Source organism: Gimesia aquarii, from assembly GCF_007748195.1.
Lineage (GTDB): Bacteria > Planctomycetota > Planctomycetia > Planctomycetales > Planctomycetaceae > Gimesia > Gimesia aquarii.
In genome coordinates this window covers 4,905,898-4,927,865 of record NZ_CP037920.1, presented here as the reverse complement: position 1 = coordinate 4,927,865, position 21,968 = coordinate 4,905,898, and the positions used below count along the sequence as shown (strand labels likewise).

Annotated in this window: 12 protein-coding genes; 3 read left to right on the top strand and 9 right to left on the bottom strand. The window is 43.4% G+C overall.

Annotated features, from left to right (window positions below; all coding sequences use genetic code 11):
• Positions 1-20: 20 nt before the first annotated feature.
• The 3 genes from V144x_RS19050 to V144x_RS19040 all read right to left on the bottom strand — a co-directional run bounded on the left by V144x_RS19050 (position 21) and on the right by V144x_RS19040 (position 6,730).
• Positions 21-3,776: a PAS domain S-box protein gene (locus tag V144x_RS19050; protein WP_144987117.1), complete on the bottom strand. Its 3,756-nt coding sequence runs from the start codon at positions 3,774-3,776 to the stop codon at positions 21-23.
• Between the two features lie 210 nt (positions 3,777-3,986).
• On the bottom strand, positions 3,987-5,351 hold the full coding sequence (locus tag V144x_RS19045; protein WP_144987116.1) for a right-handed parallel beta-helix repeat-containing protein: 1,365 nt from the start codon (positions 5,349-5,351) through the stop codon (positions 3,987-3,989).
• Positions 5,352-5,383: 32 nt separating this feature from the next.
• Positions 5,384-6,730: a hypothetical protein gene (locus tag V144x_RS19040; RefSeq protein ID WP_144987114.1), complete on the bottom strand. Its 1,347-nt coding sequence runs from the start codon at positions 6,728-6,730 to the stop codon at positions 5,384-5,386.
• Positions 6,731-6,978: 248 nt separating this feature from the next.
• Here V144x_RS19040 and V144x_RS19035 point away from each other — a divergent pair, with 248 nt between their 5' ends.
• Both V144x_RS19035 and V144x_RS19030 read left to right on the top strand, forming a co-directional pair.
• Positions 6,979-7,473, top strand: coding sequence for an RNA polymerase sigma factor (locus V144x_RS19035; RefSeq protein WP_144987112.1), 495 nt, complete (start codon positions 6,979-6,981; stop codon positions 7,471-7,473).
• Positions 7,470-8,132 (top strand): hypothetical protein, encoded by a 663-nt coding sequence (locus V144x_RS19030; RefSeq protein ID WP_144987110.1) that lies wholly within the window; start codon positions 7,470-7,472, stop codon positions 8,130-8,132. Before V144x_RS19035 ends, V144x_RS19030 begins: the two co-directional genes overlap by 4 nt.
• A gap of 114 nt (positions 8,133-8,246) precedes the next feature.
• On the opposite strand, the gene V144x_RS19025 is transcribed toward V144x_RS19030, so the two are convergent.
• On the bottom strand, positions 8,247-13,154 hold the full coding sequence (locus V144x_RS19025; protein WP_144987108.1) for an SIR2 family protein: 4,908 nt from the start codon (positions 13,152-13,154) through the stop codon (positions 8,247-8,249).
• Positions 13,155-13,533: 379 nt separating this feature from the next.
• Between V144x_RS19025 and V144x_RS19020 the strand changes: the two genes are divergently transcribed.
• Positions 13,534-14,280 (top strand): creatininase family protein, encoded by a 747-nt coding sequence (locus V144x_RS19020; protein ID WP_144987106.1) that lies wholly within the window; start codon positions 13,534-13,536, stop codon positions 14,278-14,280.
• Positions 14,281-14,329: 49 nt separating this feature from the next.
• Here V144x_RS19020 and V144x_RS19015 read toward each other — a convergent pair whose 3' ends face one another.
• From V144x_RS19015 to V144x_RS18995, 5 genes are all read right to left on the bottom strand, one after another.
• Positions 14,330-15,265: a DUF6268 family outer membrane beta-barrel protein gene (locus V144x_RS19015; RefSeq protein WP_144987104.1), complete on the bottom strand. Its 936-nt coding sequence runs from the start codon at positions 15,263-15,265 to the stop codon at positions 14,330-14,332.
• A 126-nt stretch (positions 15,266-15,391) separates the two neighbouring features.
• Positions 15,392-18,586, bottom strand: coding sequence for an efflux RND transporter permease subunit (locus tag V144x_RS19010; RefSeq protein ID WP_144987102.1), 3,195 nt, complete (start codon positions 18,584-18,586; stop codon positions 15,392-15,394).
• 4 nt (positions 18,587-18,590) lie between these two features.
• Positions 18,591-20,015 carry an efflux RND transporter periplasmic adaptor subunit gene (locus V144x_RS19005; protein WP_144987089.1) on the bottom strand — a complete coding sequence of 475 codons (1,425 nt, stop codon included), beginning with the start codon at positions 20,013-20,015 and terminating at the stop codon, positions 18,591-18,593.
• A gap of 297 nt (positions 20,016-20,312) precedes the next feature.
• Positions 20,313-20,822: a DUF2141 domain-containing protein gene (locus V144x_RS19000; RefSeq protein ID WP_144987087.1), complete on the bottom strand. Its 510-nt coding sequence runs from the start codon at positions 20,820-20,822 to the stop codon at positions 20,313-20,315.
• A gap of 148 nt (positions 20,823-20,970) precedes the next feature.
• Positions 20,971-21,645, bottom strand: a complete 675-nt coding sequence (locus V144x_RS18995) for a TetR/AcrR family transcriptional regulator (RefSeq protein ID WP_144987085.1) — start codon at positions 21,643-21,645, stop codon at positions 20,971-20,973.
• Positions 21,646-21,968: the final 323 nt, after the last annotated feature.

Below are 21,968 nucleotides of genomic sequence, written 5' to 3'. Positions count from 1 at the left end.
ACAATTTATGTAGTAGAAAATTATGCTTCTGCTTTTTCGAATGATTTATTCGCATAACTTGCTAACATTTTAATCAGCTTATTTCTCACGATCGGTTTGGTGGCATAGTCATCACAGCCTGCATCGATGCATTTCTGTCTGTCTGTTGACATGGCATGTGCTGTTAGGGCGATAATGGGAGCGGAATATCCGGCATTACGCAGTTTTCGAGTTGCGGCATAGCCATCCAGGACAGGCATCTGCATGTCCATAAGAATGACATCAAACGGTTGATTTTCTGCTAATGCTTCGGTCGCTTTGTCAAACGCAATTTGGCCATTCTCAACTACCGTGACATCTGCCCCTGATTTCTTCAAAACAAAGCCAATCAAGCGCTGATTGTCCGGACCATCTTCCGCAAACAGGATACGGCTGTCTTTCAGCAACAATTCGGGTTCCTGAGAGGTATTGCTTTCTGCATTCTCGGTGATCGATTCTGCAGCGTTTGTGATCATTCGCACTTTGCTCAATGGGCCCGTAGTCACGGTGACCGAAAACATGCTTCCTTTCCCATTTGTACTTGTAACTGAAATCGTACCACCCAGGAGTTCCACCAGACGTTTACTGATTGTGAGCCCCAGTCCCGTTCCACCAAATTTTCGTGTTGTCGAGCCATCAGCTTGGGTGAATGGTGAAAAGAGCCTGGCGATTTTCTCTTCAGGGATTCCGATTCCAGAATCGATTACGTCAAATTGTAGTTTTGGTTCAAGTCTCTCTCTGTTTAAAAGTCGTACAATTATTTGAATTGTACCCGTTTCCGTAAACTTAATTGCATTACCTACAATGTTGATGAGGACCTGACGAAGTCGTGTGGGATCAGAGCAGATTATTTCAGGAATCGGTCCATCAAATTGAATATTCAATTCCAGACCCTTGGCCTTTGTACGCACTCTCATTAATGATGTCACATCAGCAACAACCTGACGGGGAGAACAGTCAATCTGTTCTACTTCCAGTTTCCCAGCTTCAATCTTGGACAAATCAAGAATATCGTTGATCAGGCAGATCAGGCTTTCGCCATTTCGTTTAATTGTTTGTACCGAGTCAATGTCCTCCTGTTTGGAGACACTGCCAAGCAGAACGTCGGTAAATCCCAAAATGGCTGTCATGGGGGTGCGGATTTCATGGCTCATGTTGGCGAGAAATTCGCTTTTAGTTTGGTTTGCAGTTTCAGCTGCTTCCTTCGCTTTAATTAGATCATTTTTTGCTACTTCCAATGCCTGATCAATCAAAACGCGCTGGCTGACATCTACCGAGTATTTTACCACCTTAAATGGTTTTTCATTCAAGTCCAGGATCGGTGTGTATGACGCTTGAATCCAGATTGCCTGGCCATTCTTTCCAATACATTTCAGCTCTGATGTTACAAATTCACCTTGATTAAGTTTATCCCAGATTGTAGCGTACCTCGCGCTCTCACGCTCTTGCGGGTCGATGAAGAGATTGTGTGCCTGGCCGCTTACTTCTTCCTGCGAATATCCCATTGTTTCTATAAAGTTATTGTTTGCTTTGACAATTGTGCCGTCCATCTCGAATTCGATCACCATTTGCGACTGACTGATGGCTTCAATCTGTCCTTCGTAGTCGGCATTGAGTTGTCGCTGATGGATTTCATTTGTCAGGTCTCGAATGATACCTGTAAACAGGATTTCTTTATTTTTTGCATCATCTTCCACGACGACCTGGCTTACAGAAAGGTGGAGAGGGAACGTGCTCCCATCTTTGCGTTGCCCGATTGCTTCACGTCCGCTGCCGATCACGTTTGCCTTTCCGGTTTCCAGGTAGCGCGCCAGATAACCATCGTGTTCTTCACGATAAGGGGAAGGCATGAGCAGTTTGATGTTTTTCTCTAAAATTTCGTCTACTTTATATCCAAAGAGCCGTTCGGCTGCGGGGTTGAATGACCTAATCAGTCCTTTTCCTGAAATCGTGATAATCGGATCGACGGCGGTATTCACGATGGCTTCGATACGACGCTTGTTCGCTTTGCTTTTCTCAGTCGCAATTTGCAACTCTCGTGTGCGTAACTCGGCTTCCTCTTCTTTTCGCTTCTGTTCTGTTAGATCACGAATGATGCCCGTGAACAGGATCTCTGGATTTTGTGCATCATCTTCTGCAAGAACTTGGCTGACCGAAAGATGGAGAGGAAACGTACTTCCGTCCTTACGTTGTCCGATCACTTCACGTCCACTGCCGATTACATTTTTGAGCCCAGTCTGAAGATAATTAGCTAGGTAACCATCGTGTTCTTCCCGATAAGGGGAGGGCATGAGGAGTTTAATATTCATGCCGAGGATTTCGTCTGCTGCATAACCAAACAGACGTTCGGCTGCGGGATTGAATGATTTGATCAATCCTTTACCGGAAATCGTAATAATTGGATCGACGGCTGTATTCACAATTGACTCAATACGACGTTCATTCGCTTTACTTTTCTCTGTGGCGATTTGTAGTTCCCGTGTGCGTAGCTCAGCCTCTTTTTCTTTTTGTTTCTGTTCCGTCAGATCGCGAATGATGCCGGTGAAAATGATTTGTGGATTTTGAGCGTCATCTTCCACGACGACTTGACTGACTGAAAGGTGTAAAGGGAAGGTCGTTCCATCTTTGCGCTGTCCGATCACTTCGCGGCCACTACCAATCACATTTTGAATTCCCGTTTCCAGGTATTTGGCTAAATAACCATCATGTTCTTCACGATAGGGGGACGGCATGAGAATTTTAATGTTCATACCCATGATTTCATCTGCTGAGTATCCGAACAAACGTTCGGCAGCCGGGTTGAATGATTCAATCAAACCCTGACCAGAAATCGTAATAATCGGATCGACTGCGGTATTCACAATTGATTCAATACGACGTTCATTCGCTTTACTTTTCTCCGTGGCGATTTGTAGTTCCCGTGTGCGAAGCTCAGCCTCTTTTTCTTTTTGTTTCTGTTCCGTCAGATCGCGAATGATACCCGTGAATAAAACCTCTTTGTCTTGGCCATTTTCTTCCAGAAAAACTTGACTGACTGAAAGATGGATAGGGAAGGTGGTTCCATCTTTGCGTTGTCCGACGACTTCTCGGCCGCTACCAATAATTTTTTGTTTACCCGTTGTTAGATACCGTGCGAGATAGCCGTCATGCTCTTCACGGTAGGGGGAGGGCATGAGCATGTTGATATTTTTCCCGAGTACTTCGCTTGTAGAATACCCAAACAGACGTTCGGCGGCAGGATTGAAGGCATGTATGATTCCACGAGAAGTAATGGTGATGATGGCATCGACGACATTTTCCAGAATCGCCTGATGGGATGAATGTTGTTTTTGCCGCTCTTGGATTATCGCGAACTCCGAAGCAGTTCGAGTTTTTTCTTTTTGAGAACTCTTTTGTTTTAAACAGATGATTGCTGTCACCCAAATTGCCAGTATGGAGAGGATTCGGTTTGTGATGACTTTTCCAATTGACGATCCAACTGGTGATAATACGAACCCTAGCAATGTAAGAATCGTCGATGCAATTGCGACAACCCAGGTTAATTCTCTTCGCGGTGACCAAAGTGTACTTGATACAAGAAGAACGTAGAGAACACCGCAAGCTACTCCCAGTGGAGTCATTAGGTCAACTATCAAAATTGCGAATAACAGAGTCAGACCGCTTAACAGATATCGTAACGGAATAGTCTGCTTGATAGATTTAAGAGGAGTAGACCAGGACCACTTGGACCATCCTCGTTGTTGGTTGCTATTTTCCATTGTCCTACACTTATTCCTAACCTCAGTATGTTCAACTGAAGTCTTTAATTGAGATGGAGATATGGGTAATTTTACCCACTCCCAAAGAATAGGTTGCGTTCTGGCAACATGCGTGGAGGTAAAGAACTGGAATCAGGGCAGAAACGTCTTGCAAGCAAGGGGTGCAGGACTGAGAACCATTACAACTTGCACAATTAGATTTCCAAGGAATCACTGACTTTGGGAGTTCGTCGTCGTCAGTTCAAACTTCCATGCGCCCAGATCGGTGCGGTTATTGCGCTGGTTTCCACCAAAATCTGAGCCAACTTCCTTGGTTTTGATACCAGTGTTACGTGCAGGTGAGTTGCTCTGGAGCTGATAGTCTTTTGCATTTTTGGAGCCACCGTTGATAAAGAGCGGATCGGCATAAACATCATTGGCATTTTTGACTGCTCGATGTGGAACTCCGCCATGCCAGAGATTATTTCGGAACTCAATTTGATCAGTAGGGCCTTGAATAACTGTAATCTGCGCTCCGCCGATCTGCTTGAAAATGTTGTTGATGATGCGGGTGCTTTGGTGGCCTTTATCAGCATCAATGTGGAGCAGGGGGCCAGTTGACCCGTATGCTGTGTTGTTGGAAAATATGGTGTGACGCAGGCCGCCTCCGCGCTGATAGCCACCATAGGAAAAGGCGAAATAGTTGCCAATGAGGATATTGTTCGTAATGGTATTGTGTGACGACAAGTTTGTATATCCTCTATAATTTTCATTAGCGATTTGGATGCCTGATGCCGGCTGATTGAAGCGATAGAACTTGTTGTCGTTGGTTGTATAAACCAGATTCCGGGTGACTTGAGTGTTGGTTGTGTTGTCCAGGTAGATGTTGACTGAAAAATTGTCATGTACAACGTTGTCTTCGATCACACCATGGTCTGACAAATAAAGTCCGATTCCCTCTCCGTAACATTGAGAGACAGTATTATTTTTGAGCCTGACATTTTTTGAAAGACCTGCTCCAATCCCAAAGCTCCAGCTGGAACTGGACAACTTCTCATTGATCAGCACACAATTCTTAATCGTATTGTCTGCCATCAAAATATCTCGGACTGGATCATTTAGATTATTAAAACCAGCGTATGTGCCATTAAGTTGACAATGATGAATATTGTTTCCGATAACTTCGACAGTATGGATACGACTGCCTGGTCCCCAAATCTCGATTCCTATCCTATTGGAATTTCGTATTTCTAAATCTTGAATTCGAATATGATGGGTCAGCACGGCAATGAGGCTTGTATCCATCGGCGTGTTTCTACCATCGATTATGACCTGCTCATCTTTGAAGGAACGCAGTGTGATAAATTTTTCTTTTGAACCAGCATTGACAATGTTCAATGTTCGTGACTGTGGATAGACGCCTTTTCGCACGATCACATTATCGCCGGGTTTCCGTGCAGCAGCTAAACCACGTGAAATGGTTCTAAAAGGTTGCCTCAAGCTACCTCGGTTTTGGTCGCTACCTGTAGTGGCAACATAGTAATCTGCCGCCGGTAATGTAGTGGTTATTGTCAATACAATGAGAATCGCTTTCATGATACACCTGACAGGTTCGTTCTCTTGGGAAATTAGTTTTTCGTTCTCATTAGCCACGCGAGTACCTCAGTCATGAAAAATTGACTGTCTTTTCCCCAGTAGGTTGTTTTGGCTGGATTTCTTGGAACTCCGCTGAGTCGTACGCCCTCTTTTGTTCCCATTAACATTGAGGACATGCCTTCTGCCAAAACGATGATCTTTCCACCTCCGTTAACCTGTTGGAAAGCGGCAAATGGTTGAGCGGGTTTCCCCGCTTTGTCGAGTTGAAAGCCAAACGGAGTGCCTCCTTCAATCGCGCGTCCGCCACTGAAGGGAAGTTCGCGGTCTACTTTGTTGATCAAGCCTGCTTTCGCAATCGCACCACAGTTATGCAGGTATTGCGTATCAGCGGTGAGTTTCATATTGAATGGTTTGAGAATCTCATTGACTCCCGTTTTTTGTAATGGCATTCTTCGTTCTTCATCCATGACTAATAGAAATGCACCACCACTTTGAACGAAATCAATGATTACTTTTTGTTCGTCTAGCGAGAATGCCTGGGATGGACCACGTATGTAGAGTACTCTAACTTTTTTAAGTGATGCAGAGGAAATTGGTTGATCTGAGATCTGGACGGCAAAATTTTGATTCCGTGCCATCGTTTCTAAGCCATTAGCCAGACCCTCGCCATGCGCGCGGTCGTAATAGAGCACATTATCCGTTGAAATTGTATTGCTTGGTTTCTTGGTGGTTGGTTTGACAGGGATTGTCATGCGCATCTTGGGATCGAGTTGATTTATCGTAATGCTATGGAATGTCACATCACTATTAGTATATATCCCCGCTTGGTCTGTTTTAGGAATCTTCCAACCTTCGAACATCGACAAAGACTTAGGGCTGCCTCGCCATTTCAAGGATGGACGTCCATCGAGTTGCGATGAGATTGATGCAGTATTTTTTTTAACATCAACTTCGATGAGTAATCGATAGGGATGGTTATTCTTGAGAGTCCCGGGTTTGATGGTTGTTTCGTTATCACGAGCCAATTTACCATCAATCAGGCCAATTCCATGGGCTTCACCATTGAAAGCAGACAAGTTGAACAGGCATTGTCCAGGGCCGACGGGAAGGATGACACCGATTGAATTATCACCTGCAGTTCGTGTGAATTCGACAGTGATTGAGTAACTGCCTGCTAACTTTCCGGGCAACATGAGCCGCGATCCCTTGCCTGTTGCAATAAGATCGTTCTCTTTTTTTGTCCAGGTTCCCGATACGCTTGCTGCTTTTACATCTAATGATGGCAAAATATTGCGATTGTTTGTCTGAGCAAATAAGGCAGCGTCAGGCAGATTAAAAAAGCTGATTAATGCAATGAGTATCGCGTACCGAGTCGACATGGATGTTCTCCCAAAGAATATGGTATCTTTAGTCACTGTATATAATAAAACGCTGAAGCATGCTGCTTGATTGCAAAAATCCTAAAAAAATTCAATCCTTGAAAAAAAACTCAATGACAAAAGGCTTTGTCGTTTGTAACCTGAGACACAGACCGGCTCCATGTCAATCGGCTGATCTCATTGTTAAAATTAGACGAAATAAAGTGTTGGTTGTAAGTGTCTGGCTTTGCTAAGTAAGGGAATCAGGGTTGAATCGATCTGAGAATCAACGCATTGATGATCGACAGTTGATTAATTCGGGGTATCGTTACGCCATGTCACTCAGTCACGATCAGCACGATGCCGAAGACCTGATACAGCAAGCATGTTTGAAAGTGCTTCGTAGCCAGGGGACTCTGGTTAGTAAGAGCTATCTCTTCACGGCGGTTCGGAATTTGTTTTATGATGGTTTGCGTAAACAGCGTTCAATTTCGGAGGAGCGAGTAACAGAGGATTCTATCGCGGATAAAAATGCTTCTCATACCCGTGCTGTGGACCAAAAACTTGATCTTGAAGAGATTCTGGGTTGTCTTCGTTCTGAAGAACGCGAAGTATTATTTCTGCAGTGTGTTGAAGGCTACACGGCTGAGGAAATTGGTACGTTGACAAATCAACCACGTGGTACTGTGTTGAGTCTGCTATCTCGTGCTAAGCAGCGGCTCAACAAACGATTCGATCCAAATCAAATGATGAGGACAAAATGAGCAAGTCGTCATTCGAATCAGAAATTCGGAATTTCTATACGGACTTCAATCTAGAGGCAGATCGTGTGGATCATATTCTGGATGCTGGACAGTTTGCAGCATCTGCTCGACGGTGGAAAAAAATTGCGATCACGGCGTCGGTCGGTCTGGCTGTAATGACTTTATTCGCGATCAGTTTATTTCTCAAGAACCCAATACCGAATCAATCACTTACTAATTCAAAGAGTCTACCTGAACAAAATGCGAAGCCTAAGGAAGATCCCACGAATCAGGAAATCGATATGAATGTTGAGGTTAAGGAACAAAAATCGAAAGATAAAGAAAAATTAACCCCCGTGTCATATCGGCTCGTGGCATTTCGCAGCCACTCGAATGCATGTCCACATTGTCGTGCTACAGGTGAAGTTTATCAAGAACTTGAAAAGTCTCTCGATGATACTCCATTAGAGTTTATCGAGTTTGATTTGAGTGACTCAGGATCACGCCAAAAAACAGATCAACGCCTCAATGATCTTCAACTATATCCTCTGATTGATGGTCGCTCCGAAACGGCATTCATTGCATTGACTGGGATTGACGGGAAACCAATTCAGGAATTCAAGCCATCAATCGGAACCAAACAAATTGCGAAACAGGTTCGTAAGTTGATTGAGCGTTAATGCAGACAGGTTACATTCAGATTCTGAAATTTAAATACCATACAAATGTAAAAAGAGCAAAATACGCCATCTCAAAAATCTTTTCACCGACTTACAATGAATCTAAGGTTGATTTTAGCTACCACCTCGAATAGGGGTAAAATCAGTAACATCTCTTGCTAACTGTAGCGTGTTTTCAGCATAAGCATGGGCAAAGGGATCTAGTGCAGGTGGCATGTTTAGTCGTCGTCCAATTTTTGATTGCAGGATTTCAATTGCACTTCTTTGACGGTCAGCGCCCAGGGCTTTTCGCATCATCTCCTGACGAGTGGGCAACCACTCAAGATCGGGAGATAACTGAATTAGAACTGATAAAGCCCAATGACAAAAAGCGTAGCTTTCTATCACGCGGGATAGTCGGATGAGATCCAATCGGACCATGCGTAAAGTGTTTTCCAATGCTTCGTCAAGAACCGTTGGTTCACCACGGGGACATGAGTTTGAACCAAAGTCAGAAATAGGAACATGACCTGCCCGCGTCGATGTGATTTGTTCCTTAATGATTTCCGGTTTTTCCCAGGCAATATTACACACACGTTCGTGTATCGAAAAAAGTAGACGATATTCAATGACCTTGGCTTGAAGTTCAAATAACCAGGTTGACCACCAGACATTTTTACGTTTTTGGACGAGTGCTGACTCTGCTTTTTTCAAACTGGCTTCCGCATCTTCAAGTAGTCTACGTCCGCTGGATAAGTCCTTACTTAAGGATTTAAAATTGTTTTCAATAGATTTCTTTGATTTATATGTGCTCTTCTGTTTTGCAATCCAATGTTTTTTAGCGTCCTTGAGATATTCGATTATTTCCTGCTCAGATTTTTTTAAACCATCCAGTCCTTTGGAGCGATTGCCCTGTGATATTCTATGTAACATTCTTAAGAGGTGGCGTCGTGTTTCCGGTACGATTCCGTTTCCGATTGATCTAGCATGGAGCAAATATAATTGTGCACGATGAAGTTCAATGATGCCGGTATTAAGTAGGGAATCTGAAGTTTTATGGCTTGAAAGAAGTCCACGTGCTTTATCAAGACATTCATGGGCTTTATGCCAATCTTCCTGAATGCCAAAAATCGTTGACATCTGAGTTTCCATCATTTGCCGACTATGCACAGATTCCAAAGTGTCGGTAGGGTTCAGTCTAAGCACAATTCGACCAAATCTGTGATATATTTCTAATGCCTTCTGACACCATTCTGTCTCTTTTTCTGCTATACTTTGCCCACAAGCAAATCGCCCCGATTCAATCAGAACGATTAACCATTGAACCTGACGGCACATACATTTTGCCAGGTCAGAGACTGCAACAAGTTGCCATTCGCTCAATGGTTTCTGGATCTGAACCTCAATTTTCTGAGGTGATATACCCTTCCCAATAACTTTCATTAACTTACGAACATTGTTTGCGTTTTTATTATTGAAATCACCTCGATACGGATTTACGAAATTCTCGTGATGATCTTTAGGTCTGAACAACAAGGAATTAGCCATTTCTTTAACTTGAACTAATTCATCCTCTTCGAGCACTTTTCCAGATTGATACCATCGAACAATTTTAGTCGATCGATTGCTTTCCGATTGAGGCAATTCTCGATTCTCATCATCTTGAATGACGCTACATGATATTCGGAAAGCACGAGATAATTGGTTGATGGCGGCCGGATAACCACGCGTAGCCAGGAAAAGGATTCCTCCATGTCGATGCCAGGATGCCAACTCGTTTAACAGGTGTAGATCACCGATATCGATGGGGGATTTTTTGATCCATTTTTTCCAAATTGACTGTTCAAAAAATTTAGCTGATGGATTATTTTGCTCCTCCTCTTTAAGTTCGACAAAATCAATTCGATTTTCTGGCATTCTTCGGTTTATTTCAAATTTATGAGTTAGTAGGTACTCACGGATTTGCCGGTGTCGGAAGAATGCTCGATTGTGTTCGGAAACTTCTCGTGCGATACCTCGATTAATATACAATGTTCGCAAAACCAGTTGCTGGATTAAACTCTTGGCATTTAAAAGTGCTTTGCGGTCATTTGTTGAATAAGTATCGTACATCTTCTTTTTTTGAGGAATCATCTTGTAGAGCTCGCTCAGTAGTTCATGCCGAATATAAACTAGACGCCGACAAGTTGCTTTAGGATAGCCAGAAACTGAAGCAGCAGGTTCCACTTCTTGCAGCAGTAGACGTGCTGAAGTGAGGGTTGTAATTAATTGCTCGCAGGGAACAATAGGTACGTCAAGTATTTCTGGAGATTCCCAATCAATTCTATATTTGCGATCTACTATTGATTTCTTACGAATATTTTTTTGCTCATTTTCCAATAAGATCTGTAACGACTCATAGGCTGCTTTTAGATAGTGAGATACCCCTTCCAGGCCAGCTAGCGGATCTCCCGAGGAGCGGAAGAGTTTGTCATACCAGTGGGCGATCAAATATTGTGCGCGATAACAAGCGAATGTGTGTTGCTGTGTTGAATCTTTTGAGTTACGGACTTCCCAAATCCCGCTAAGATTATTTTCAAGACGATTATTTTGAAATTCCTTTCGCAGATAGTTTCTTGTGGGTGCGTGCATCCAAGTGAAATTTCCAGGCATGCGTCTTATTGCACAATGCTTAGCATCAGCCAGTTCATTGATCCAACCGTTTATTTTATTATCTTTCGTTTTTTGATCTTTCATTTTTTGGCTTGAGTCAAATTTACCAAACACATTGTCATAGCGATCTCGCAGACCATTAGTTATATTTTGTGATGAAAACTTTATTTCAGGGGGGAAGAATGCGTCAGAGAGAAGTAGATTTGGATAACGAAAACGATCTGCCAAACAAAGTGCAAGCAGAAAGGTCGCTTTTTCAGTTGTATCTGCCCAAGTAAAGGCTTTTCGAGCAGCCTCTTTTTGTGAAAAAGTGTGTTGAAAGGAAGTTGGTTTTATAATGTAGGTGCTTGTATTTTTTCTCAATGTCCCAGCAAAATTAGTGGTTTGAAAAGCAAAACTATCTTCGACTTTGATGAAATGACCTAAATTTTTGTTATCCAAGTATTGATGTAACGGGCTTTGGTTCTTGTCTATTTTACTATCTGTATTGGGGAGATAAGCATGATAGAGTAATACGATATTCACATTCTGGCATTCAGGACCAGACACTCTAGCCAACAAGTCAGCAAAATCTTTAGTATTAGATGACCGGTCTTCAGAACTGTTAAGACTATTTTCTTCTTGACTGTTATTTTCTCGTAATTGATCTAACCATCCATTGGGATTTTGATCCGAACTGCTCTTCCAAGACTTTGTTGTATCCATGTCGCATTTTGATGAACCAGCACCGTCCCGCGCATCTATGAAGATAACCCATTCCTTACGGCCTTGTGTTAGTCTTCGAATTTCACGAACAGCTTTTTCTGACTGGTCGTAAAGAACGATCGGCATCCAATCTGAAAGGCCAGCCGTTTTGGCTACGGCATCTGTCAGTATTTCAAATAATTCATCAGTACTACCAATGTGTTCCATTGACATCCATACGCACTGTCTTTGTTTGATCATAGCACGATAGAAATGATGGATGCCTTTACTAACGACTCCATGCTTTTCGGGAGTAGCCGAAATGCGAAGCAGTCGACACTCTTTGACCTTTTCTGTATGGACGCGCTTTTCATCATGAAATAATGAGTCTGCATGTTTACTGATATTTTTACCACTTTGATCAATACCAGCATTGATCAAATTGTCGAGAGAGCGGATTTCGTGAGGTGTCAAATCAGCAGGCGGGAAGCTAAAGGACGCTGATGAAGGAAACGGAGCCGACTTAGGTGGTAGTGAGCAAGTCACAGACTGGTATAATTGTAGCAAGAAAGCGCCTAAAAAAGTATGAGTTACAGTATAAACTTCAGCATCTGAATCCTGAAATGAATTGTGGACTTCACTTCGATCCCGTTCCGTATGGCATACCCAAAAAATTCTTGGACGTTTGTTTTTAGATACATCTTCAGAACCGTTATTCTGTTTCACAGTATGTTTTAATAATTCAATTACTCGACGATCATTCCCAGAGGTTCCTAGTACAAAGGCATGATTTATTGTCGCGATCTTATTACCAAATACATTTTGAGATTCTGGTCTATAATCAACATAGGAAGTATGAGTATTCCTCCAAAAATACGATCGAAAATTTTCTTTTTCTTTCAAAGTTGGGGCATCATCCAGAGAATAATCTGCCCTGACACCATATCTTCCGCCATGCAGTTTGATTAATATCCGATCGTGCTTGGATACTGCTGTGGGAATTCCTGCACTTAGATGAACTTCGACAGGATCAAGAGGCTCACCGGCTTCGCGGAATGCTTCTTCAGTTAATTCATCTAGATTTGTTGTTAACACAACTTCGTATCGCATCGGGCTTGCCAGTTGTGCAATCATTGAATGAACAAGGCAAGGTCGCTTACCAGAAGAAATATGTCGAAATAAGGAATCAACAACATCATAATTTGGTGGCCCCAGACGGAGGATGTTTGTTTTATCATCATCTGTAGCTGACGATGATGATTCTGGGAAAAGTTCAAGACGAGAAAGAAACAGCAGAAGTGATCGCCAGTCAGCCAAAGCACCAATCGCTTCTTCAAAGACTTCTGATTCATTTTCTGTTGAAAATATCGATTCACGTTTCTTATGAATTTCAGCTGCGAGTTCGTCAAATGCATGGTGTGCGTCTTGAAGACGTATGTTTCGAAGTGGTGGCCATGCATCCGTTCTCGGGTACCAGCGGCGTTTTCTTAGATCTTGTTCTGGCAGTCCAACTCCGAGAGCTAGCTTGAGACATTTTGCTAAATAGGCACGGACCTCGCTGATCACAGGAACGCCAGAACCAACAGAGACGCCGGCTCCTAAGAGTGGGACAAAACCATTACCTTTAATTAATTCGTCTCGAATTTTGCTAATGAATTCCGTTGATTCCAAGTGTATGGGTTTAGAATCGTTCGAAGCTTTTGTCATAAGGCCCTCTATGTAGTGAAATCAAGAGTTTCATAGCCTAAAGTGGGGAAGATTAAAGTCGTGTCAAATCTACCTAGATTAACATGATGTGACTTTACTTCAAGTAAATGTTGTTTTTTTGTGCAGAAGTCGTTTTTGTTCAATTCAATATTTAGAATAGTATATAAGAAATTGACAGAACTAGTTTTACACAAAAAGTGTTAGTTATTTGCACAATGAAAGTAGAATACCAATGTAGTACGGTTAGCATTTTCTATGAATTAGTGGTCGTGTGTGATCTGTTTTGCTTTTGCTGGTGTTTCATTAAGGTATATTTTCTTAGATGGGATCATGTGAGTGATTGTCTTTTCTTTTGATCAGATTTTGAGAATTTAAACTGATGCAAATATTAACAGATCAAAATACAGCATTTGAGTTGGACGAATTCAAACCTAATCTGGCATTTCTACCCATCGGAGCGACCGAACAGCATTCAAGACATCTGCCGCTAGCCACCGATACGATTTTGGCAGACATACTTTCAACCGAAATCCTTACAAAGGTTGACTGTCCCAGGCATGTCTTTCTTTTGCCTACTCTGCCGATCTCTTCCTCTGAAGAGAATACAGGCTTCAAAGGGACGATTAGTTTTACTCCACTCACGATGCGATCCATCATCCGGGATATTTGGAGTTCTCTGGAAGCAGAGGGAATTCAACATTTAATCGTGTGCCCCTGGCATGGTGGTAACTTTATTCTGAAGCCGATCATTCGAGAACTAAATTGTGAAAAACAGAAATGTCACTTGTTCTATCTCAATCCCTGGGAGCTCGTTCCACAAGAGATTTATGACATGTTTGCACGTGGTTTCGAAGTCCATTGCGGCGATGTTGAAACATCGCTCATGCTTGCTTTGCAAGCAGAACATGTGCGAGATGAGCGGATTGATAATCCGACTCCTCACTTCAAAGCTCCTTTGCAGGATATGTGGTCTATGCATACACTCTCAGAGGGTGAAGGGCATACGGGGCATCCTACTCAGGCAACAGCCGAGAAGGGTGAGCTGTTTAAGAACGCGGTCATTAAATCTTCCGCTGCCTATCTGCAAGAGTTGCTGGAATTGTCAAAAATCTATAAACAATATTAAGTTTATGGTATTGTTAGGCACATCATTTTCATGAGTCCTGTGAAATTGGTCAATAATTCCATCCCCCACGTAGTAAAAGACTATTGCCGAATGATTGTTCTTCTGCGGTTTCTCTGTATTCGAGTTTACGGCTGAACCCGGTACCTAATTCGGCGAAAAGACGGCCTGCCAACTCCGTAGAGTGCTCAATCCCCATCACTGCCTGAAATTCTGTGTAAGAAAATTCATCAGTCGTACCATTTATGCGGAGTACATCCCAGGTACCGCCACCCAGCCCTCCAGAGAAGTAGATCCAGGTGGACGATTCACCAATGTTGTGAATCCGGTAGGCGATTTTGGGCTTTGGGAGAATTACCGAAATATTCCAATCCTCGTTAGGATTCCACTGTAGACCAGCCATTGGTAACACAGGAATATCGTCGCGGCCTGTATAAGCGGCACCTGCCGTTAGTTTCAATTTATTCGGAATCCACTGCCAGTTCAACATACCCATTGCAAACACTCGCACATTATCACCCAAAGAATCTGCATCACCAGTGATTGACGGATTCGCTCCAAATGAAAGCATCGTCCGCTCGTTAATCCGCTCCATCCACATCATATTTACGCCGATGTTGTAAACTTCTGACGGTGTATCGAATAGAGCGTCGACATCGAATGTTGTCGTTGAGAAGGACGGTTGGAGCATCATCATGCGTTTCGGAGGGTTAATGGGAACGATCCCCCGCCCATTGACCCGAATTTGTCCTACAGAAAGGTCGCTACCAGTGGAATAGCCTCCACTCACTCCGATTCCAAAGGGAGATCCGGGGTTGCCTCCCATTCCCATACCCATTTGACTCTTCATTTTTACTGAAGGAGCTTCTTCAGTGGTTGTGACTTCCGGAGCGGATCTTGGAAGTCCTGAGCAGCCTGCAACTATTCCGAGATAGAACAAGAGCACACCCCTGACATAACCAGGATGAAGTTGGAATGTTTTGATCATCGGAAATCCTTTTCAAGTAGCGTAGTGCACTACCTGGTCATTGGGCGAAGGCTCACATCGGAGGTATAGCAAGTATGGGATTATGAGGCTTTGATAGTTTTTCAAGAGAATTTGTGTTGAATACAGTTAGTTTTGTTGATATACGGGGTTTGAATGTGTGTCGATTGCTCCAGTCAATGTTGCATATGAGGAATTAAAAACGGGTATTAAGTAGAGCACAAGGAAAGTAGCAAAAATCAAACCAAAGGAGAGGCTGGTAGCCATCGGAATCAAGAGCTGTGCCTGGACAGAAGATTCACTCAAAATCGGAAGTAAACCAAGAACAGTTGTAAGAGATGTTAGGATCACTGGGCGAAAGCGACGTTTTCCCGCTTCGACAATAGCCTGTTCAATAGGCATTCCCTGATTTCGAACCCGTGTGTTGATAAAATCGACTAGTACTATCGAGTCATTGACGACGATTCCTGTAAGAGCAACCATTCCAAAAACACTAAACATTGTAAGTGGAAGCCCCATGATAAAATGTCCGGCGATGGCACCAATAGTACCAAAAGGAATGATGGCCAGAATTAATAACGGCTGAAAGTAGGAGTTAAACTGAAACGAAAGTAGAACAAACATTACCAGGAGCGCGACTCCAAATCCTACACCAAGCGAGTTGAATGATTCATTTGTCTGTTCTGCCTGACCTTCCCAAAGGACTTGTACCTCTGGGTATTTTCTGAGAAGTTCTGGGAGAAATTCTTGTTGTAGTTCTTTTGTGATTTGATTTGAGTTCGCCAGAGTTTCGTCAACGTCGGCAGAGACCGTGATCGCGCGGAGTTGATTCCGACGGTTGATAGTCGAGTAGCCTCGTTCAACAGTCACTTCTGCTACTTCGGACAGGGGACGCTCCTTTCCATCTCCGGTTCGCAGACGGATTTCATCAAAATGGCTTAGGTCACGTCGCTCATCGCGGGGATAGCGAACCATAAGACGAACCTCATGTCGCCCTCGTTGCAAACGCATCACCTCTTCGCCGTGGTATGTAGCTCGCAAGGTTTCCGCAATATCGGCGGGTTGCACACCCAAAGCTATGGCGTCATCTTTGACTCGCGTTCGAAATTCAAATTTGCCGGCATTGGTGTCATCTCTGATGTCAACGACACCTGGATAAGAAGCGAGTTTGGATTTGATATCCTCCGCAACGGTCTCCAGATCCGATGCACTATTTTTGTTCGCGAGAAGTTTGAGTTCGATCGCAACGCCTGCTGGCCCTCCGGCTGCTGAGCCAAACTGAACTCGTTCCGCCCCATTAATCTGTCCGACCTCTTCTCGCCACAGATTCACAATCTGATCACTGGTAATAGAACGCTCTACAACGTCGACGAGCTCAATCTCAACTCCGCCGATGTGACTCCCGCGGTTTCCAGAGCCTGTTTGTCGAAACCCGCCCATTTTCATTTCCTGCCCAACAACACGATGAACTACAGTAGCCATATTCACTTGATTGAGATTTGCACTGACCCTCTGGAAGGCTTGTTCCAAGTTGCTTGTCCAGTGATTTGTGATTCTTTCGGGTGTACCATCTGGGAAGACAACATTGGCTACGATGATATTGGAGTCCAGTTTTGGCAAGACAATAAACGGCACATACCCCGATCGGATGAATCCCACAGCGATCATCAGCATCGCGACGGCACCTGAAATAACGACAGAACGGTGGTGTAATGCCAGATGCAATGTTGGAGCATAGATCGATTCAACAAATATTTTCAGGCTCTTTGATGCGAGACTACGTAGCCGGTTGAAAGGAATCAAGATCCAGCGAACAGCGTAAAATATCACTCCCAAAATTCGAAATACCAGGTTATCTTTGTGAGAAAGATGACTTGGTAGAATAGTTCCACTTTCTAAAAGTGAAGCAATTAGCATAGCAATTACGCCTACGGGCATAACAGCTATAAATTTCCCCATCATACCTGTCACGTACAACAATGGCATGAAAGCAATGATGGTTGTTACCACTGAAGTAATGACGGGGGGCATCACTTCAAGAGTCCCGTCAATGGCAGCACGTTCAAGAGACTTTCCCATCTCTCGATGAGCAAATACATTCTCACCTACTACAATGGCATCATCCACAACAATTCCGAGGGCCATTACGAATGCAAACATTGAGATCATATTCAGTGTCTGATCAGTAAACAGCAAATATGTTCCGGCTGCGAGGACTGAAAATGGAATTCCCATCGCAACCCAAAAAGCAAGCCGCATGTTAAGAAATAATGCCAGAGCAAGAAATACAAGGCAAAGACCCTGAACTCCATTTTTTAGTAGTAGATTCAGTCGGCCACGTACTTCTATAGATCGATCGCTCCAGCTGGACAATGAATATCCGGCGGGTAATTTTTTTGTTGCAATGTATTCATAAACACTGGCTACCATTTCGAGGATATCTTCGTCAGACGTTCTTTGAACTGCTAGACCCAGACCAGGTTGGCCATTAATGCGACTGACAAAGGCAGTATCTTCAAAACCATCTTCTACATTACCGAGATCACCAACTGTAAGTACCGTTCCATCATACTTCGTAATGAGTGGCAGGGCAGAGATGCCTTCCCCATCGGTTCGACGATTCTCTCCACGCACCAGTAATTCCTGTGAGTTACTTCGAATTGAACCTGCTGGCATCTGATGGTTCTCACGGCGAATGATGTTGGCAGCATCTTTCAGTGACAGATTGTAAGCGCGCAGCGCCTGTTCGGGAAATTCGACATCGATCTGGTAAGCTGGTGCACCGATAATTTCGACTTCCGAGACTCCCGGCAACATTAAGAGTTCGCTACGAACCTCTTCTGCCATCTCTCTTAATTGCCAGTTCGTTGCATCACTGAGCGTGTTAGGACCAATAACACCAACTTTGATGCTGGTTTCTCGCATTGTCATTTGGCGAATATCGGGTTCTTCCGCAAATTCAGGAAAACTGGTGATTTGATCGACTTCAGATCGTATTTCATTAACAACTCTGTCTGGGCTATCGACACTTGATTTTAGTTCGATAGAAATGGTTGCCATTCCCTCGGCAGCAATAGAGCTGATCTTTTTGATGCCATTGACTCCCCGTACTACTTCTTCAACTTTTTGGCATACACCTTCTTCTACCTCATCGGGTGTGGCTCCCGGATAAGGGACTCTTACTTGGACTATATCCATATTGAATGTAGGAAATGCTTCGCGTTGAATGCTGATTAGGCTGAAACTACCTACCAATAAAACGGTAATCATGATGAGATTCATAGCGGGCGCATTTTCAATGGCTTTTCTGATGAGTCCTCTCATAATACTATTTGATCACCTTCACCCGCATACCTTCTCGTGCGTCAACCACGGGGGAGATTACAACCAGATCACCGACTTGCAGAGAAGATTTTCCCACATTGATAACGGCAGTTTCGCTATTCAGGGACAAAACATCAATTTCATTGTGACGTATTTGTCCATCAGAAACAGACCAAATTGAGTCTCCCGGTTGAATGGCGCTGGCCGGGACCTGAAGCAATTCACGGTTTATTTTGGCTTGTATTTCTACGTTAACAAACATTCCATCCATGAGTTCCGGTTGAGTTGATGTAAGAGTTGAGCGCATTGGTCGCAGCACACGTATTCGAAGCGGCACAGTCCGCGTGGTTTCATCAACGCCAGATGAAGCATAGCGATGTAGAATTCCCTGCCATTTGTAGTCGATTTCGTTTGAGTTGAAACGAATGATTGCAGGCAATTCGGGCAGTTCGTACTGTTTAAAATTGGCTTGAATTTCTGATCCCGAGGATTCCCAGATCCATTGCATTTTTGTGATTGGCAGACTCAGATCTACTTCGAATGTAGTAGTATCTTGAATTGTAATAACCTCAGCACCCTTTTGAATAAAGCTTCCTTGTTCGACATTAACCTGGGTAATCAAGCCGCTGATAGGAGCAATGATTTTAGTGCGTTCAAGATCTAACCTGGCCTGTGAAAGCTGTGTTTGTATTCGCTTTAGAAAGCTTTCGCGTCCCTTAATCTTTGCATGTGAGATTCGAATTTGGCCTTCTAGTTTCTGTAGATTATTGCGGGCATTCAACTCATTAAGACGTGTTGCGTCGAGATCAGCCTGTGAGAATGCCCCTCGAGTGGCGATCTTTTCGTATCGTTTTAATTCACGATTTCGAATTGCTAGTTCTTGTTTAGCAATCTCGATCTGATCAGTTGTGTTGACACGATCCGTTTTCACTTCGTCTAGATTGGCTTGTGCCTCGGTGAGTTCCGATTGCAAGCGTTTCACTTCGAATTCAAAATCACGGGGGTCAATTTGTACCAGGACATCACCTTTTTTGATATAACATCCGATTCGAGAGTTTGGTGACTTGAATGTAATCCGTCCCTGTACTTCCGCACCAACTTTGACTTCACGGAGTGGAACCACTTCACCATCAGAGACAATCGAAATATATTTTTCAAACGGTTTGACTGTAGCTATATCTATTCGTGGAATGAATGGTTCAGGTGATTTTTTTTGAGGATGAGTTGTCGATCGTGAGAGTAATCCATATCCAGCCATACCTCCACCTAACAAGAGAATCGATAGTATCCCGCGGTAAAGTTGCTTGTAGACTGGTTTTCCAGCACTTAATTGTTGGGTATGTGGTGGATGGTTTCTTCCCTGGCGAGTTTGAAGACTCGGAAGACTCGTAGTTTGACGTCCTGTTTTTTCGTTTGCGATAGCAGACATGGTGCAAGAACCATTTTGCAGATAGGTGGATGAGTTTTGTGGAGCAATCTGTGCAACACAACTATAAGATATAATTGAAACGAATGTATTAATTTTATGAAACAGTTGTTTCAATGTCAATGTTGTTTTTGAATAATGGAACGCAGTTGAACTGATCTTGAAGGTGTGTATGACTTTGGGGAAATGGATAAGAATGGGATCCAGCTTAAAAACAAGCCGGATCCCATTTGACTGAAATATTTGGGGCTGTTGTTTTTTGTGTGATTTAGGTTTGGTTGGTCCTTGTGTTGGTTGACTCTATGAACCAGGCTTGAAAACTTTGAGGTTCAGTTGGTTTTCTCTTGGTTCGATCCGGAACTTAGTGGTTTTCCAACTTGGCTTCTGCTTTGGTGGAAAGGTAGGCTTGCTCGACATTGCTGATCCAGACATTCCAATAGGCTCTGTAGGAAAGCCGATGAAGTTTGTGTCCATCCGATTGTTGCCATTCTGGTCGCAGAAAGTCATGATAGAGTATTCACCGGGAGGAAGTCCTTTAATAATTGCAGAGGCTGACCCTGTTTTGGCAGAAGCTTCGTAGATGCTGTGGTAATGTTTCCATTGTTTCCGGTTCTTCTGAATCATCTTAGACTTCATGGCAAGTGTCATTTTCTGTTCATTATCGAACAGGATAATAGTCGCAGTCTTTGAGTTCAAGGGAATTCCAGAGACAGTGACTTTCAGTGATCCTTTGGGTGCTTGTTGTGCTTGCAGTTGCTCTGCTAGGCAGATTGTGGTGGCAATCGTTACTAGAGTAAGTTTTAAACACATGAAAATCTCCTTACTGTTGTAGAGGTGGAGCAGGAAATGGTAGGCGCTTTTAATCCCTGTATTCTATGTTTTAAATAGAAAAAACGCTGTTTCCAGAGTGGAAATGTGAGATGGGGTAGGATGGCATTGGCCGCCGGCGAGCCTCGGGCTACTGCTCGTTGGTTTTGGGTTGGACGTGGAAGGAGTGAGCTGCGGCGACAGTGACTCTTGTAATATGGTCTGCAAGGCGTTTTGCTGTTATTCGGTCGGATTCTGATTTTGTGATCACAATGTCCATGACCATAGTGTTGAAGCGATAGCTGGTAATTTGCCCCATTACTGAAAATGCTAAGAGGTGCCGGTCGAATTCTGGAGTGTCTTCCGGTAGCAATTTTGCAAGGATTGTGTTGAGCAGCTTCCAGATTGGAATTACGAACATTTTGATTCCAGCCTTCATGGCTCCAGTGGGCTGCTGCATCTCTCGGAATAATATCTGCATGGCGCGTGGGTCGCCTGATTGGCGGCGCTTTGCCAAAATGACTTTGACCAGTGAGTGGATGAATGTGTGTAACTGCTTTTCTGCTTTTGCATCTACTGGTATGTTCGGTAGAGAAGGGGGGCCTACTCGCTCTTTGCATACCTCTAGGACAGCAATGTATAATTCCCACTTGTCTCCAAAGTGGTATTTGATCGAATTTAAATTGGCTTGTGCTCGATGGCATATATCACGAACCGTTGCACCGTCATATCCCTTGGCGGCGAATTCTTCTAGGCCAGCTTGGAGTAGTCTCTCACGGGTGGAGACTTCACTCGGGCTCAGTGGTTCTTCTGTTGGCTTATCCATGGCATTTACTAAATTTCGTGAAACGCCTGTATCAATTTAATGAAACAAGCGTATTACAGTCAAGGTTGATTTTTGTGGGGTAATTTAAACAAAAAAAATTACAGATTCGTTACTGCCGTAAAAGCATTTATCATACCCATTTAGAGTAACTCAGGCAACTTTGCCAGAAGCACGTTCGCCAAATTTATGAGTCCGTCAATCAGATTCTTGATAGTACAAGGGTTCCTGTTTAGGAATCTATATAAGAATAAGAGAATTCAGATGGGATAACCTTCAATAAAGATTAATGTGATCAGCTAATCCAACATGAAGTATTAGAATCT